The sequence below is a fragment of the Paludisphaera sp. genome, assembly GCF_037189885.1.
GTDB lineage: Bacteria > Planctomycetota > Planctomycetia > Isosphaerales > Isosphaeraceae > Paludisphaera.
This window is the reverse complement of record NZ_JBBCIR010000031.1, coordinates 1-16,752: the sequence shown is the minus strand read 5'-3', so window position 1 is coordinate 16,752 and position 16,752 is coordinate 1. Positions and strand designations below refer to the sequence as shown.

9 protein-coding genes and 1 tRNA gene are annotated in these 16,752 nt (G+C 72.5%); 3 read left to right on the top strand and 7 right to left on the bottom strand.

The genetic code is table 11. The features are described 5' to 3' along the window. Nucleotides 1–141 precede the first annotated feature (141 nt). On the top strand, nt 142–2,286 hold the full coding sequence (locus WG209_RS11460) for a hypothetical protein (RefSeq protein WP_337175176.1): 2,145 nt from the start codon (nt 142–144) through the stop codon (nt 2,284–2,286). A 120-nt stretch (nt 2,287–2,406) separates the two neighbouring features. Then, a tRNA-Cys gene (locus WG209_RS11455) sits at nt 2,407–2,477 on the top strand. A 257-nt stretch (nt 2,478–2,734) separates the two neighbouring features. Here WG209_RS11455 and WG209_RS11450 read toward each other — a convergent pair. From WG209_RS11450 to WG209_RS11420, 7 genes are all read right to left on the bottom strand, one after another. After that, a complete protein-coding gene (locus tag WG209_RS11450) occupies nt 2,735–5,026 on the bottom strand; it encodes a DUF4340 domain-containing protein (RefSeq protein WP_337175175.1) in 2,292 nt (763 codons plus the stop codon). A gap of 27 nt (nt 5,027–5,053) precedes the next feature. Next, the gene (locus tag WG209_RS11445) at nt 5,054–6,874 is read right to left on the bottom strand and encodes a GldG family protein (protein WP_337175174.1); all 1,821 of its coding nucleotides are present in this window, start codon (nt 6,872–6,874) and stop codon (nt 5,054–5,056) included. A gap of 28 nt (nt 6,875–6,902) precedes the next feature. After that, a complete protein-coding gene (locus tag WG209_RS11440; RefSeq protein WP_337175173.1) occupies nt 6,903–7,670 on the bottom strand; it encodes an ABC transporter permease subunit in 768 nt (255 codons plus the stop codon). Between the two features lie 3 nt (nt 7,671–7,673). Continuing rightward, a complete protein-coding gene (locus tag WG209_RS11435) occupies nt 7,674–8,624 on the bottom strand; it encodes an ATP-binding cassette domain-containing protein (protein ID WP_337175172.1) in 951 nt (316 codons plus the stop codon). Between the two features lie 12 nt (nt 8,625–8,636). Then, entirely contained in the window at nt 8,637–9,383 is a 747-nt protein-coding gene (locus WG209_RS11430) for a polyprenol monophosphomannose synthase (protein WP_337175171.1), read from the bottom strand. A gap of 130 nt (nt 9,384–9,513) precedes the next feature. Next, nucleotides 9,514–10,479 carry a hypothetical protein gene (locus WG209_RS11425; protein ID WP_337175170.1) on the bottom strand — a complete coding sequence of 322 codons (966 nt, stop codon included), beginning with the start codon at nt 10,477–10,479 and terminating at the stop codon, nt 9,514–9,516. 55 nt (nt 10,480–10,534) lie between these two features. Next, entirely contained in the window at nt 10,535–11,158 is a 624-nt protein-coding gene (locus tag WG209_RS11420; protein WP_337175169.1) for a sigma-70 family RNA polymerase sigma factor, read from the bottom strand. 397 nt (nt 11,159–11,555) lie between these two features. Here WG209_RS11420 and WG209_RS11415 point away from each other — a divergent pair. Beyond that, nucleotides 11,556–16,752, top strand: a 5,197-nt coding sequence (locus WG209_RS11415) for an NPCBM/NEW2 domain-containing protein (protein ID WP_337175168.1), incomplete at its 3' end; no start/stop codon positions are given.

The window sequence follows — 16,752 nt, the reverse complement described above, 5'->3', positions numbered from 1 at the left end:
GTCGGCGGGCGTCCTTATTCCGTCCAGAGGGCCGGGGGGATTGGAGTCCCCCCGACGTCGCTAGTATAACGGTTGTGGAAACCGGGCTCCACCCAATCGACCGCACGCCGCCCACCCCCAGCCGCCAACGGACGAGGCGCGATGCCATCCCGCCGATCAAGCCTCCTCGTCCTGATCGCGATCGTCTCGGCCGCGCTCGGCTGCGGCCGAGACGAGCCCGACGGGTCGATCGTCGGCGAAGCCCCGGCCGCCGTCGCCCCCATCGAGACGACGGACGACCCCCGCCTCGCCCCCCTGCTGGACGCCGCGAAGACCTGGCGGCAGTCCGGCGGCCCGACGCGCGCCGTCGTGGACCAGGTCGTCCTGGTGGGGGACATCCCGGGCTTCCTCGACGCCCTTTCGACGTGGGACGCCCGGTCGTACTTCCCGATCCTGATCGACGACCCGCGCTGGACGATCCCATTCATCCGGGCGTTCCGGCCCTCGCAGATCGTGCGCTGGCCCGCGACGCCACGGCGTTACGGCGAGGGCCCCGTCGACGAGTGGGGGGCGGCCGGCGAGGCCGTGGCGCGGGCCTGGCGGGGCGACGCGGCGGAGACCGAGGGGCTCCCCCCTTCGGGGATGCGGCCGCGCGGGCTCGGGCCGACGCCCCCGGGGCTGGTGCTGTCGCATTACGGCAGCCCCTCCCTGGCGGGAGCCGCGGCGCTGGCGGCCGGGCGGTTCCAACCGCTCGTCAGGGTCGGCAAGGTCGTCGCCGAGGATCGCCAGGCCGAGCCGCTGGGGTTCGGGTCGACCCTCACGGAGCGGCAGGCGCTCGCCTTCGCCCGAAGGGTGGAGGCTCGGGTGGCGTCCGTGACGAGGAGTTACCGGAGCCTTGGCGACGAGGTCGACTTCCTCACCCTGGCCGGCGACTGGCCCTATCGCTACAACGTCGACCAGAAGGAAGGGCTCGCCCGGGGGGACCGGGCCGTCGACGACCTGGTCGGCCGCGACATGGACCCGCGCCGGGCCGAGGAGCAGGGGACCTGGGGCCGCTGGGCCTTCACCGGGCGGCTCCTGGGGGACGCCCCCGCGTCGGTGTATCGGGCGATGTCGGCGCTGTTCCTCCAGCCGGAATCGGCCCTGCTGTGGAACACCTACGGCGGGGGCGCGCCCTGGTCGGACTACGACGTGACCGGGGCCGTCGCGACACTGGGGCTGATCCGCCCCGGCGCGGTCGTGGCCCGCGCCGGCTCCCGCGCGGACCTCGCCGCCTGGCATGAGTTCGCACGCCCGCCCTGGGGCCGCGACCTCCTGATGATGAACTCGTCGGGCTCGCCCGAACGGTTCTCGATCGCGGGGGGCTCGGGCCTGGTCGGCGACGTGCCGCTCTGGGGGTCGGCGGCGGTCGTCATGATCCACAGCTTCTCCGCCGCGGACCCGACCAACCCCGACACCATCGCCGGGAGGTTCCTCGAGCGCGGCGCGTTCATCTACTACGGGTCGATGAACGAGCCTTACCTGATCGCCTTCCGCACCCCCTACATCGCGTCTCAGCTCCTGGTCGCCGGGCTGCCGCTCTCCGCCGCGCTGCGGCAGGAGCCCGGGGAGGCCCTGGGCCTGCCGTGGCGGCTGGTTTACCTTGGCGATCCGCTCTACCGTATCGATCCAGAGACGGCGCGAAGCCGCCCGCCGAGGACTCCGCCCGACCCGCCGCCCCCGGACGCGTTGGTGCTCGCCGCGAGCCCGGGGCCCGACACCGACGACGCCGCGCGGTTGCTCGATTGGTGCTACGAATCGTCGCTGATGGCCGCGGCGACGTTCGGCGTGGCGGCCACCCCCGCGGTGCTCCGGGCCCTGGACGGCCTCGATCGGGGCGGCCTCGACGCCGGCCGACGGGCGAAGCTCGACGCCTTGCTGATCGACCGCTCGCTCGCGGCCGGCGACATCGGCGGGCTCCTCGACCGCCTGCTTCGCATCGCCCCCGACGATCGGTCGCCGGTCGTCTGGCGCGCCATCGAGACGGCGGCCTTCGATCGACTCGACGCGTCCATCCGAGACGGCCGCTTCGACGACGCCCTGAACCTCTGGGCAAGGATCGCGTCTGGTCCATGGGGGCTGGAGACCGACCTCCCCGGCGAGCTGACCAGCCGGCTCGCCGACTCGCTCCCCCCGGAGCGGATCCCGGAGTTCCGGCGGCGGCTCGTCGAAGTCCGGGACGGGCTGGACCCGACGCGGATCCCCATCGAACGTGCGAGAATGCTGGAGGAAGCGTCGCGGAAGGTCGATAAAGATCGGGCGAGGTGAACCCGCCCGGCGAATCCCGACGGGCGGCGGCAAGTCTGCTTGCCCTCGCGCCGGGGTTAGGGTAGTTTAGAACGCCTGCGACGGGGGGAGCCAACCTAACCCCTCCCAGAAACATCGATCGGCGCCGTAGCCAAGTGGTAAGGCAGAGGTCTGCAAAACCTCCACCCCGAGTTCGAATCTCGGCGGCGCCTCTCTCCAAATCAGACGACGAGACTCCACCCTCGCCCGATATTCACGGGGCCGCCGAGCGATCGGGCGGCCCCGCGTTATTTCGAAAGCTCCCCGTGAATCCGTACGGGGCCACCGTCGCCCGAACCCATGGCGCTACCCCATGCGCTACCCGGGTAGCCGCGCCTTCGCGGCCAGGACCCAGGCCGGGTCGCGCGGTCCGACAGGCGATCCGGGCCGCTCGATACTCCGTCGGCGGGGCCGGCGCGGGTCGTGCCTTTCAGGGGGTATCCGGCGGGGCGAACGGGTCGTCGGGTATTGGGGGCAGGCCCCCTTCGACGTCCAGGATCAGCCCCTCCCAGGCCGCGCCGTGGAGCAGGAAGGCCGCGCCCTCCGACCCCTCGGAGGTGGCCGCGCAGACCCAATCGGAGAGGAACTTCGAGCCGAGGATGAGCCGGACCGGTTCGTCACGGCCATCGATCTCGGCGACGATCGTCAGCCGAGGGTGGAGCAGGCCGGAGCCGGGGGGGAACGGCCCTGCGTACTGGATGAAGCGGATAGCTCGCAGTTCGGACAGGGCGCGCGTCAGGCTATCGAACCGGGAGAGGTCGACGCCTCCCGTCGGGGTGCCTGCCTCCGCGATCCAGTCGGCCGGGCCCCCCTCCGGTCGGGCCCGGTGGCGGTAAGCGAGCCGCCGCGTCTCCGATTGGAGGACCAGGCGACGGACCGCCTCGGGGCGGAACGAAAGGACGCGCGTGTCGTGGAACTCGGCCGCGAGGGGCGCGAGGGCCTCGGCCTGGAGGGTGAACACGGCGGGGAAGTCGGCGAGGACGGCGTAGTGCCTGGAAGGGTCGTCGGCCGTCGCCGAGCCGACGAGGAGGCTCCCGGGCGTCCGGCCTTCCCAGAGGACTTCCAGCAGCGGCGACGTCAGGCCGAATCGCGTCAGGTCGCCGTCCGCGTCGGCGACGAAGCTCGACGCCCGCAGCTCGGCGAGCCGAGCGAGCGCCGAGGTGACGGCGGCGAGGTCCGCGTCGGCCTCCACGGGCCGGGTCATCTTCCATCGGTTCGGCGCGCCGGAGGGGTCGGCGGGCTCCAGGACCGTCGTCCTGCCCGGCCTGACGATCGTCAGCCGGGTCACGGCCGTCGGCTGGGGCGTCGGCAAGGCCGTGTCGCGGAAGGCGTGCCGTGACTTCGGCAGGGCCGAGACGAACAGATCCGGCAGCGCGATGATCGCGTCGTCTCCCTCCACCTGGGCGAACACCACCTTCCGCAAGGCGTCGTGCCGGCCGATCGCCAGCGAGAGGGCCAGCTCGGGGGCGGCGTCGGACGCCCCGGAGTCGCCCCCGTCCCGCCAGATCCGCAGCCGGAGCGCGGGGGGATCGACCCCCGGGGCGCCGACGGTCCCGGGCTCTTGGAAATCGAGCGCGTAGAGGTCGTTCGCGGCCTTCAACAGCGCTTCGACCTGGTCCTGGTCGGTCCGCGAGGCCACCGGCGAGGTCAGCGACCACCCTCCCGCGTCGCGCTCCAGGTGGAACGGCCCACCGGGGGCGTCAATCTCGACCCGGACGACGGCCGACGGGTCGAACTCAGCAAGGCGATAGTCGCGCAGGTCCTTGAGGGCCTCGGGCAGCCGGCGGACGAATCGGCCGTCCACGGCCATCACGTCGTCGCGCCCTCCAAGCCGTATGTAGACCTGGTCCGGGCGGTCCGGGGGGGACGAGCCTATCATCAGGGTCAGCGGCCCCGACCCGGGCGCGGCGGGCTTCAGCTCGACCGTCGCGGCGGGGGGGGCGAGCCCGAAAGGGGCATAGTCCTCGGGGCGATCGGCGACGAAGCCCCCCGCGTCGGGGGCGACCCGGAGGTCCGCGAGCGCCTCGCACAGCCGGTCGATCCGGGCGCCGTCGGCCGGGAAACCCACGGGAGAGGTGAGCCGCCACTCGCCGCGACGGCCGCGCTCGGCCTTGGCGTCGAGCCCGTCGCGGTGGATTGAGATGGCGGAGATCGGGAACGTCCACGGGGGGACCGGGGAGGTCTCCCGCCAGTCGACGGCCGGGCGGTCGACGTCGGCCAGCGCCCGCGCCGGGACGACAGCGACGGGGCCGTCGGGCCCCGGCCTGACGAATCGCTCCTGGCCGATCTCGCGCCCCACCTCCAGCGTCGCGACGGGGGGGGCGTCGGGATCGGTCCAAAGTCTCGCCACCGCCGCGGGGGGGGCGAGTCCGAAGGAAGACGGCCCCCCATCGAGGACGCCGGCTTCGGGGGACTTGCGCAGGCCCCGGATCGTCCCGACCAGCCGCGCCACCTCCTCGGCGGAGGCGTCGACCCCGCCGGCCTCGGCGATCGTCCAGCGGCGAGGTCCCCGGCGTTCGAAGGTCAGCCGCTCGTCGCCCCGGGCGAGTTCGACCTTCCTCACGTCGGCCGGGTCCAGGTCGATCAGCTCGGGCAGCACCCTATCTCGACGCCGAAGGCGCTCGGCCTCGGTGAGCACGCCCGCCCGCTCCAAGCCCCAGAGGGCCAGCAGAGCCGCGAGGAAGGCGGCGGCCAGGACGTATGTCGATCGGGCTCGGCGCATGGTCCCTGGGTCCGACGGGTTCGTGGATCAGTCGCGGCGGACGAAGTAGACCAGGGCCCCCAGCGCGCCGATGGTCGCCGAGGCCACCAGCGTCGGCGCCAGGACCAGTCGCCACCGCAAGCCGGGGTCGGCCACGAGGGTCAGGGCCGAGTGGACCTTGGCGGGGACCCCGACGGAGTCTCCGCGGCCCCGAAGCCACGCGGCGGCGTTCATCAGCAGGTCCAGATTCGTCGGCTCGGCCTCGACCACGGCGTCCTCGCCGAACGATCGGCTCGAGATCAGCACCAGCCTGGGAGAAGGGGCCGGCGTCTTGCGCTCGGCGACGGCCGTCGCCACGATCGCCGGGCCCGGCCGATCCTTCTCCGGCTCGAGCTCGGGCGACGCCGCGGCGGGGTCGAAATCGGACTCAACCCACGACGTCGGGCCGCTCCGCAGCATGGGCTCGGGGACCATCCGGGGGTTGATCGAGGCGGGCGAGTCGTCCGCCGCCCCTGGCGTCCCGACGACATGGATCGGCGAGGCGTCGACGATCAGCGCGGCGCGATCGCCGGGGATGCCGTCGGTCGTCGGGTGCCGCAGCGTCGGCTCCAGCGGGCAGAACGCGAACGAGGCTCGCCCCCTCAGGTTGAGCCGAGGGTCGACGATCGTGCCCGGCCCCAACTCCAGGTTGAACGACTTGAGGAGATCCTCCAGGCCGGTCGGCGCCGAGCCGTCGAGGCAGGCCAGGATCGGCGCGCCGGAATCGACGTACTCCCGGAGCCGCGCGACCTCCTGGGGCTTGAACGCCTCCCTCGCCCCCGCGATGACGATCAGCTTCACATCTTTCTGGATCTCACCATCCAGCAGGCTGAGAGCCGCCGGCTCGTACCCCGAGGCGACCAGGCGCGCCTTCCAGAGTTCCAGCGCCGGGCCACCTTCCCTCGGCCGGCCGAAGCCCGGCTCGCCGTGCCCGGTGGTGAAGCCGACCTTCACCACGGTCTTTCGGCGGAGGCGGATCAGGGCCGAGGTGATCGCGTCCTCTCCCCGGAAGGTCGAGGCGTAGACGCCCGCCCCGCCGCCGGGAACGGGCCCTTCGGACTCGAACATCTCCTGATTGCCGATCGCCGCGAATCGCGGCCCGTCCTCCGCGGCGTACTCGATCAGGACGCCGCCGCCGGGCATCATGCCCAGCTCCGGGGCGCGTCGGGCCAGCTCGTCCCCCCGCGACAGCTCGGCGTAGCGGTCGAGCCGCTCGACCCGCACGAGGTCGGGCCGGGCCGAGCGGTAAAGCTCCAGGAGCTGCGCGACGCGGTCCTCCTGACGGCGGGCCAGGGCGCTGCGGCCGTGGACGAGATGGAACGTCACGGGGACGTTCAGTGACTCCACCTGATTGCGGCTCAGGCTGGCGAGCGAGTGGGTCCGCTCGCGGGTCAGGTCGACGACGTGGCCCCCGTATCGGAACGCGATCACGTTGACGACGATAAGGATCCCGGCCGCGAGCGTCGCGTTCAGCGCGGCCCGCGAGAGCGTCACCGTACGCCGCAGCGACGGGCTGACGTGCCGGTAGCGGTCGTTCACGACGACCAGCGTCGCGACCAGGCCGAACCCCATCGCGAACGCCGGCAGCGACCACGCCACCCCGTGATACGCGGCGAGCACGGCGCCCAGGACGATCAGCGACAGCCCGGCCGCCACCCCCGCCGTCACCTTGTTGCGATACGACGCCGTCGGCGCGACGGCTTCCGCCTCCGCCTCCGCCGGGGCCCCCCGGAGGATCCAGGCGAATAGCGGCCCGGCGATCGCCGCCGAGACGACGAGCCACGGCTCGGGACGCCCCAGCGGTCCCCATGCGTCGACGGGCGAGATCATGGGCGAGGCCCCCCCAGAACGTCGAGGCTCAACATCCCCGCCTCGCGGCCAGGAGCGTCGTCGTCGCGTACAGGGCGAAGACGCAGGCGGAAAGGTGCAAGGCGACCGCCCGGAGGTCCAGCCGGCCCAGCGCGAAATCGTGGATCTGGCGGATCACCGCGACGTGCCGCGCCGCGTCCGACCAGGCCGTCCACCCCCGCGCCGCCGGCATGTACGCCGCCAGCAACGTCATCACGACGAGGACGAACAGCGCCACGAACGTCCAGATCGCCGCGACCACCTGGCTCCTCGTCAGCGAGCTGAAGAACAGGCCGATCGCCACGAAGGCCATCCCCATCGTCGTCAGCCCGACCCCCAGGCTGATGAACGGGCCGACGTCGAAGGGATACCTCCCCTGATGGTACAAAAACGGCAGGTAGATCGCGAACGGGACCAGCAGCGCAAGGTACATCACGACCCCGGCCAGCCACTTCCCCACCACGATGTCCGCCTCGGTGATCGGCGCCGTCGCCAGCGTCTCGATCGTCCCCGAGCGGTTCTCCTCCGCGAGCATCCGCATCGTCAAAACCGGCACCGCGACCAGGATCCCGAACCAGAACGGCGTGCTGCCGGAGATGTAGGCGCTCATCGGGTCGCGCAGGCTGGAGAACTCGACCTGCGGCCGGGCCAGCGACTCCACCAGCTCCCAGAAATTCAGGAAGGCGACCACCTGGAAGCCCAGCATGACGAGGTACGCGGTCGGGCCGAGGAAGTACGCGGCCAACTCGCGGGCGGCGATGGTCGGGACGTGTCGCATGGCTCAGACCGCCTCCCGATTCATGGCGTCGAGATCCGCGCGGTTCACGGCCTCGACGAACAGCTCCTCCAGCGAGCGTCGCCGGCGCTCCAGGGCGCGGATCGGCCAGCCGCCGGCCGAGAGGCGAGACGAGAGGCCCTCGCGCGGGTCCTCGCCGGGGCGCGGGGTCACGTCGACGGAGGCGACCCCGTCCCGCTCCCACTCCAGACGGGCCGCCGCGACGCCGGGGACGACCGAGGCCGCCTTGCGGATCGCGTCGCCGGGGCCGCGGGCCTCCACCCGGATCGCGTCGTCGGCGCGGAAATCCTCCAGGCGGCCGTCCAGCGCGATCCGGCCGCGGGCGATGACGACGACGCGGGAGCAGACCGCCTCGACCTCCGACATGATGTGCGTGGACAGCAGGACGGTGTGCCGCTCCCCCAGCTCGCGGATCAGGGCGCGGACCTCGCGGACCTGGATCGGGTCCATGCCGGCGGTCGGCTCGTCCAGGATCAGGATCGGCGGGTCGGCGAGGATGGCGTCGGCCAGCCCGACCCGCTGCCGGAACCCGCGCGAGAGCTTGCCGATGGTCCGGTCCTCGACCTCCCCCAGCCCGCATCGCGAGACGGCCTCGGAGACGGCCCGGCGGCGGATTGACCGCGGCACGTCCTTCAGCTTGGCGCGGAAGCGGAGGAACTCGCGGACCCGCATCTCGGGATAGAGCGGGACGTTCTCGGGCAGGTAGCCCACGGCTCGGCGGGCCTCCAGCGGCTCGTCGAGGACGTCGCGGCCGTTGACCAGGGCCCGGCCGCTCGTCGGGGCGATGTACGTTGTCAGGACGCGCATCGTCGTGCTCTTGCCGGCCCCGTTGGGGCCGAGCAGGCCCGCGACCTCGCCGCGGCCCAGCTCGAACGAGATGCCGTCGAGGGCCCGCACGGGGCCGTATGTCCTGGTGAGCCGTCGCGCCTCGATCATCGCGCCCTCGCCTCAGACGCGGCCAAGGAGCCGCCCCAGCCCCAGCCGGAAGATGATCCAGAGCGCGGTGGCCGCCTCCCGCGAGTTGATCTTCGAGACCCCCGCGCGGCGGTTCTCGAACAGGATCGGCGTCTCGCCGAAGCGGCAGCCGACCTGCCGGCACCAGAACAGGATCTCTTCCTGGAACGAGTAGCCCCGGGAGCGGACCCGGGAGAAGTCGATCTCGGCGAGCTTCGAGACCCGGTAGCAGCGGAACGCGCCGCTGTTGTCGCGGGTCTTCAGCCCGAGGAAGGTCCGGGCGTACAGGTTGATGCCCGTGCTCATGAACTTCCGCTTGAGGTTGAACCCCCCCTCCACGCCGCCGCCGGGGATGTAACGCGAGCCGATCATGACGTCGCGGTCGACCATCCCGGCCAGGAGCGCGGGGATGAATCGCGGGGGGTGGCTGAAGTCGGCGTCCATGTTCAACAGGTAGTCGAACTCGTGCTCGATCGCGTAGGCCATCGCCTCCAGTGTCGCCGTCCCCAGGCCGAGCTTGGCGGGGCGGTGGATGACGGCCACGCCCGGCAGGGTATCGACCAGGCGGTCGGCGATCGCGCCGGTGCCGTCCGGGGAGTTGTCGTCGATGATCAGGACGGAGGCGTGGGGGGCGAATTCCCGGATGCCGGCGACGAGGGGCTCGATGTTCCCGGCCTCGTTGAAGGTTGCGAGGGATACGACGAGCCTCGGCGGGGCGGTCGCCGACGGTTCAGGGGTCATGGACACGGCGCTCTCTTCTCCGGGCGCGACGGGGGCCGGCGCGTCGCGGCCCACTTCCCTCGGACGATGGGATAGTATGCACGATCCCGGCGGTCCGGGGAAGTCGGGCGCGACGACGGGCCGCGCGAGGTCAGCCGCCGGCGGCCGGGAGCCAGATGAGCAGCACCGACGAGCCTTCGGCCTCCTTTGGGTCGGCGTCCGGGCCGATCGCCGGCGGGGGGGGAGCCTCGTCGGCCGTCGCGGGGGCTTCGCCGGGGACGCGGAGCGCCATCTCGCGACGTGGCATGAGGATCTCGGCCGCGGGATCGCCTCGCAGGGTGGTGGCGGTCCCGGCCCGGCCCAACTCGGCGAGGAGCGGGGGGCCGGACTCCTGTTCGACGAGACCGTCCGGGAAGGCGTCGGCCAGCCGCATGCGCAGGGTCTTCAGCTCGCCGGGGTCCAGCTCGGCCGCGAAGACCGCGGCCCCGGGCCGGCCGTCGGCGGCGGGGAGGTCGAAGCGGTGGAAGTCGCGGCGCGAGGAGAGGCCCACCAGGCGGGCCACCTCCGCCAGCTCCGCGGCGTCGGCCGGCCGCCCCCGATTCGCCAGCAGGAGGCGGACCGGGCCCGCTCGCTCCAGCAGCCGGCGCGCGATCAACGGCCGATCGTCCGGCGGCCCGACGAACTCGCGCGTCGCGACGGGCACCGAAGCCGGCGTGGCGGCGACCTCCGCGACCGGCTCGGGGGACGGGAGCGGCGGGGCGGCGATCGACGCGACGACCGGCGGGGCGATCGCGGGGGTCGCGGCGGGCGGGGTCGGGCGCGGACGCGCGACCGAGTAGGCGGCCAGACCCCCGGCGAGCAGCACGACGGCCGCCGCGGCGCGCGAAGCGAGCCGGGCCCGTCGCCGCGCGGCGATCCGGCGGAGCACCGCCCCGGAGAGATCCGGCGGGGAGGGCCGGGAAAGGCCGGCGACCAGGTCGCGGACGGCCGAGATCGACCGGAGTTCCTCCGCGAGCGCCGGGTCGGACGCGGCGGCGGCCTCGGCGGCCCGCCGCCGCTCCGGGGGAGGCTCGTCGTCCAGGAGATCCAGGATATCGAGGGGCGGTTGGTCGCTCATGTCTGCCCTGGGGTCGGGGGGGCTTGCGGGGGGGAGGGCGTCTGGGCGCGCCCGATCAGGTGATGATCCGCTCCACGTCCTGGGCGTCCGCGTCGGACGCCTCCTCGTCGGCCAGCGGGAGCAGCCGCCGCCGGAGCTGCCTGCGGGCCCGGTGGAGCCGGCTCCGGACCGTGCCGACGGGGATCCCGAGCAGTTCGCCGATCTCCTCGTAGCGACGGCCCTCGAAGTCCTTCAGGACCACCACGGCGCGGTGGTCGGGCTCCAGGGCGGCCAGCGCCGACTCGACCAACGCCTCGCGCTCGGCCCGCTCGGCCCGCTCGGAGGGGACGCTGGAGGGGGACTCGTCGGGGGGGTCGTGGGCCGGCCCGGCCCCGATCGGGCCCGTCAGGCTCAGCGCCCGGCGGGATCGCCCGCGCCTCAGCCGATTCATCGCCAGGTTGACGGCGATCCGGTAGATCCACGTGTAGAAGGAGCTCCCGCCTCGGTACTGGTCCAGCTTCTCGAACCCGCGGACGAATGCGTCCTGGAGCACGTCCAGGGCGTCCTCGCGCGACCCGACCAGGCGCAGCACGACCGGGTAGAGCCGGTCCTGGCACCGGGCGACGAGCTCGCCGTAGGCCTCGGTCCGTCCGGCGCGGCAGGCCGCCACCAGGCTGGAGTCGTCGCGGTCGCTGGTCATTTGATGGGTTGGACGCCCCGGGGCCGCGGAAAGTTCCCGGGGTTTCGCCGTTCGGGCCGGGTTCCGCCGCGCCGTATGGGTTGATTATGGCCCGCCCGGCTCCCCGCGCCAAACCCCGCGGCCTCGCGCGTGCGTGGGTGAATAGGCCTATGAAGTCACGGATCGAGAAAAATGGCGGCCTCCTTGCCAGCCGCGTGAGGATTGATAGACTCGAATACTCCAATCCGTCTTCAACATCAATGACTAGCAACTGATAATATGTTTGATGCGCCCGCCGCGTCGGCGGGCGCCCTCGCGCGACGGTCGACGTCCGACCGACCCGGCCCCGGCGGCCCCGACGGCCCCGGGGCCGACGCGCGAGCCCATCTCGCCCCGCCCGACACCCGAGAGACACCCCATGAGAACGCCGAGGCGTGCCGTCGGCTTCAGGCCGTCGTTCGATCGCATGGAAGTCCGCGCGTTGCTGAGCGCGGCCGGCGCCGAGCCGCCGAATCTCGACCGATCCTCCCCGGGAGTGGTGTTCTCCGACGTCGCGCAGCTCATGGAGGGCTGGGGCCGGCTGACCGCCGACCAGTGGGTGAGGGACGCCTCGATCCCCAGGTCCGCCGCCGGCTACGCGAAGGCCCCGGCGACGGCCTTCGCGTCCCTGCGGAGCTACCCGGACGGCCTGTACCAGGTGAGCTACCGGGGGAGGGCCACGGTCCAGTTCTCCGGGATCGGCGCCCTGATCGGCCCGATGACCACGGGCCCCGACGGCGTGACCCGCGGGATCGTCCAGGTCGGGGGCGCCGCGGGCGCGGGCTCGGCGGAGCGCCAGCTCTACATGACGATCACGTCGACCGACTCCGCCTCGCCCATGTCCGACCTCCACGTCTGGGCGCCGGGGTACGAGGACGGCGAGCGGCTCTACATGCAGGAATACGTCGCCGCGCTGGAGCCGTTCGACTTCCTCCGGTTCATGGTCTGGAGCTACACGAACAACTCGACCGACTCCCGGTGGTCGCAGCGGACGCCCTCGGACAGCTTCGGGAAGAACGGCGCGGTCGCCTCCTATGAGGAGATGATCGCCCTGTCCAACGAGACCGGCAACGACGTCTGGCTGACGGTCCCCGCCCTGGCCGACGACGACTACCTGCGCAACCTCGCGGCGCTGGTGCGGCGCGAGCTCGACCCCGGGCTGAAGGTCTACATCGAGTACAGCAACGAGACCTGGAATCCCATCTTCACCGCCTACCACCAGATCCTGTCGATGGCGAGGGCCGACTCCAGGGTGACGGCGACGTCCGATCGGGGGCGGGTGGCCCAGAAGACGGGGCTCGAGGCGGCCCGCGTGGCCCGGGCCTTCTACTCCGAGTTCGGGGCCGATTCGGACCGGGTGATCCCGGTCTTCGCCGGCTGGACCATCTACCCCGACGTCCTCGAGCAGGGGCTGTCGGCCGTGCAGCGCGTCTACGGCGACGCCTCGGAGGTCTTCAAGGCGACGGCCATCGCCCCCTACATCAACGTGGACCCGTCGCACAAGAACTCCACCGACCCGAGGGTGCTCGTCGCGTCGATGGAGGCCCATATCGAGTCGCAGGCGACCTTCGTCCGGCGCAGCGCGGCGGTCGCCGCGGCGTACGGCCTGCCGCTCGGCGCCTACGAGGCGGGCGTCCACCCGTCCCGCGTGACCGACCTCGACGTCCGCTACGCGCTGGTCACCGACCCCGTCATGTACGACCTTTACCGCAAGTACGACGCGATGTGGAAGGCGTCGGGCGGCGACTTCATGTCGTACTTCACCGCGTTCGATTCCGGGGAATTCTGGGGCCTGAGGCGCGACGCCACGGTCCCGGGCGGCCCGAAATGGGACGCCGTGATGAGCCTGATCCTGTCGCCGGGCGACGCCGACGGCGACGGCGTCGTGGGATACTCCGACTTCCAGATCGTCGCGGCGAACATGGGCCGGGACGGCCTCTGGTGGTCGCAAGGCGACTTCAACCATGACCGGAAGGTGGACGAGCGCGACCTGGCGTTGCTGAGGGCGAACCTGGACCCCGGCTCGCTGACCGCGGCCCAGGCCGCCGAGATGGCGACGCGGCTCGCGCCCACGGTCGTGACCCCGGGTCAGGCGACCACGATCCGGGTCTATCCCGAGAAGGCGGCGGCCGACCTCTCCCCGTCCGGCGGACCGTTCGTGAGGGATGGCGTCTACAACGGCGGGGCCGGCGCGGGCCGGATGAGCCTCGGGGGCGTCACCTACTCCAGGGGGCTCGGGGCGTCGGGCCAGTCCACCATCACGATCCCGATCGGGCGGGGGTACACGAACTTCTCGGCCGTCATCGGCGTGGACGACCGGGCCGGCGCGGGCGCGGGCGCGGCCGTGTTCCGCGTCATCGGGGACGGCCGCGTCCTCTACACGTCGCCGACGATGGCGGTCGGGGTCGCCCTGCCGATCTCCGTCGACGTCTCCGGCGTCTCCAACCTCACGCTGGAGGTGAGCTCCCCCGCCGGGTCGAACTCGGCCATCCCCGCCGACTGGGCCGAGGCCCGGCTCGTCGACGCGCGGTCCGCGACCGGGACCGCGCCGACGCTGAGGTGGACGGTGAAGAAGGGAAGCGCGACTGTCGCGACCGCGACGGGCCCATCGTTCGTGTTCGCCCAGGTCGCCGCCGGGGATTACGTCGTGACCGTCGACGCGACCGACTCGCGCGGCGTCACCTCCCGAGCGTCCGCCCCCATCCGGGTCGCCGCGCCCGCCCCCCAGGCGACGGTCGCCTATCGCGGGGCCGAGGGGACCTCGGGACGCCGGGTGTCCATCGCCGGCCGCTCCGGCGCGATCGTGGCCGGCGACTCGGGGATCTACCCCGCGTACGCCTCGCTCTCGGTCGCCGGCGCGACCACGACCGTCTGGTCGCGGAACACGAAGGATCATCGCGCGCTCGCCTCGTTCCTGTCGAGCAACCGGATCGCCACCGCCTGGACGGGCGGCTCGTTCACCATCGCGGTGAACCTGGACGACGGCGCCGTCCATCGGGTCTCGCTGCACATGATCGACTGGGACTTCGGCCGTCGGGCCCAGCGGATCGACGTCGTCGACGCCGTCACGGGCGCCGTCCTGGACTCCCGTAGCTTCTCGAGCTTCGAGGGGGGGACTTACGCGAGCTGGGACGTCGCCGGAAACGTCGTGTTCCGGGTCGTCGGCACGGGGGGCGCCGGGGCCGCCGTCAGCGCTGTGTTCATCGACGAGGTCGCCGGCACCAATGCCTACGCCGGGTCCGACTCGATCACCCGCGGCGCGTGGCGGGGGACCTACGGCAGCGGCGGCGCCGTCCTCCCCGAGGCCGCCCCCGTCCTGCCGGCCTACGCCACCGTGTCGGTCTCCGCGGCCTCGGTGAACAGCAACACGCGATCCGGGCCGGATGGCCGCGGCCTCGAGCTCCCCAACGGCATCGCCCGCAAGCCCATCTCCTGGACCGGGCGCCAGATCCTCGTCGACGTCAACCTGACCGATGGCCGCCCCCATCGGGTCTCCCTGTACATGCTGGACTACGCGACGAACGAGCTCGTCCAGAGGGTCGAGCTCGTCGACCCGGCGACGGGGAAGGTCCTCGACGTCCGGGAGGTCACGCAGTTCAACGAGGGCGTCTACCTGTCGTGGAACGTGAGCGGCCGGGTCATGTTCCGGATCGTCTCCGAGACGAACTCCCCCGCGGTGCTCGGCGGCGTCTTCATCGACCATGAAGCCGGACCCAACCCGGGGCCGACCCCGGCCCGCGTCCCGGCCGACGCCGACTTCCTGGGGACCGACACGGTCTCGAAGGGCAACCACGCCGGAGCCCACGGGAGGGACGGGAGCTTCGCGCCCGACGCCACCTATTTCCCCGCGTCCTACGCCGACTGGTCCATCTCGGGTGCCCAGCGCCGTCGCTGGGCGAACGGTTCGAGCGACCCGCGGGCCCTGGGCTCGGGATCGCAGCGCAACCTGGCCGGCTGGCACGGCAACACGTTCACGATCGACCTGAACCTGACGGACGGGCGTACCCACAAGGTTGCCCTCTACATGGTCGACTGGGATTCGTCGTCCCGGGTCCAGCGGGTCGAGCTGATCGACGCGGCCACCGGCAACGTCCTCGACTCGCGGTCGGTCTCCTCGTTCAACGGCGGCGTCTACCTGATGTGGAACGTCACCGGCCAGGTGCGGTTCCGCGTCACGCGGATCGGCGGCGCCGACGCCGTCGTCAACGGCATCTTCTTCGACCAGGAGACGCTCCCGACCCCCAGCGTCGGGAACCGCTTCCTGAGCGTGGACACGTCCACCCAGGGGACGTGGCGCGGGAAGCTCGGCATCCAGGGCGCGCTGATCCCCGCCAACGGCAACACGCTCCCGTCCTTCGCCAGGGCGGAAGTGACCGGCGGCGAGCGGATCTGGGCCTCGACCACCACCGACCCTCGCGCCTCGACCCTGATCTCGGGGACCTCGCGGCGGGCGTCGGCTTGGGAGGCCTCGACCGTCACGATCTCGCTGAACCTCACGGACGGCCGGGCCCACAAGGTCTCCCTTTACTTCCTGGACTGGAGCCGGGCCAACCGCGTCCAACGCGTCGAGATGATCGACCCGGCGACCGGCCGGGTCATCGACTCCCGCGACGCGTGGTCGTTCGGCGAGGGGGTGTACCTGTCGTGGGTGGTCAGCGGCAAGGTCCAGTTCCGGGTCACCTCCTCCGGAGGGGCGCCCGCCCTGGTCAGCGGGCTCTTCATCGACGAGGCCCCTAACGCCACGACCACCGCGACGGCCCGGTTCCAACAGTCGGACACGTCCACCCAGGGGACGTGGCGCTGGGCCTACGGCTCCCAGGGCGCCCTGATCTCCGGCGTCGGCAATAGCCTCCCGTCCGACGCTCGGGCGGAGGTGTCCGGCGGCGAGCGGATCTTCGCCTCGTCGACCACCGACCCCCGCGCGTTGTTGTTGACCTCGGGGACCACGCGGCGGGCCGCCGCCTGGAATGACTCCAGCGTCGGGATCACGATGAACCTGACCGACGGCCAGGCCCGCAAGGTGTCGCTCTACTTCCTCGACTGGTTCCAGTCGAACCGCGTCCAGCTGGTCGAGCTGATCGACCCGGCGACCGGCCGGGTCCTCGATTCGCGGACGGTCTCCTCGTTCAAGGACGGCGTGTACCTGACCTGGGAGGTCAGCGGCAGGGTCGAATTCCGCGTCAGCGCCGCCGGCGGCCTCTCGGCCCTCGTCAGCGGGCTGTTCATCGACCCCGCCACCGGCGGCGGCACCGACCCCGGCGACGGCGGCACCGACCCCGGCACGGATCCCGGCGACGGCGGCACCGACCCCGGCACGGACCCGGGCGACGGGGGTGGGACCGACCCCGGCACGGACCCCGGCACCGACCCCGGCACCGGGCCCGGCGACGGCGGCGGCTCCGAGGGGGGCGACTCCCGCTTCCTGGCGTCCGACGCGGCCACCCGGGGCAGCTGGCGCGGGGCCTACGGCTCCCAGGGCGCCCTGATCGCCGGCGACGGCTCCTCGCTCCCGTCCCAAGCCCGGGCGGAGGTGGCCGTCGGCGACCGGGTGTTCGCCGAGTCGACCACCGACGCCC

Excerpts from the sequence above, each read along its gene's own strand:
- WG209_RS11460 (WP_337175176.1), top strand. The coding sequence starts at position 142 with ATGCCATCCCGCCGATCAAGCCTCCTCGTCCTGATCGCGATCGTCTCG.
- WG209_RS11450 (WP_337175175.1), bottom strand. The coding sequence starts at position 5,026 with ATGCGCCGAGCCCGATCGACATACGTCCTGGCCGCCGCCTTCCTCGCG.
- WG209_RS11445 (WP_337175174.1), bottom strand. The coding sequence starts at position 6,874 with ATGATCTCGCCCGTCGACGCATGGGGACCGCTGGGGCGTCCCGAGCCG.
- WG209_RS11440 (WP_337175173.1), bottom strand. The coding sequence starts at position 7,670 with ATGCGACACGTCCCGACCATCGCCGCCCGCGAGTTGGCCGCGTACTTC.
- WG209_RS11435 (WP_337175172.1), bottom strand. The coding sequence starts at position 8,624 with ATGATCGAGGCGCGACGGCTCACCAGGACATACGGCCCCGTGCGGGCC.
- WG209_RS11430 (WP_337175171.1), bottom strand. The coding sequence starts at position 9,383 with ATGACCCCTGAACCGTCGGCGACCGCCCCGCCGAGGCTCGTCGTATCC.
- WG209_RS11425 (WP_337175170.1), bottom strand. The coding sequence starts at position 10,479 with ATGAGCGACCAACCGCCCCTCGATATCCTGGATCTCCTGGACGACGAG.
- WG209_RS11420 (WP_337175169.1), bottom strand. The coding sequence starts at position 11,158 with ATGACCAGCGACCGCGACGACTCCAGCCTGGTGGCGGCCTGCCGCGCC.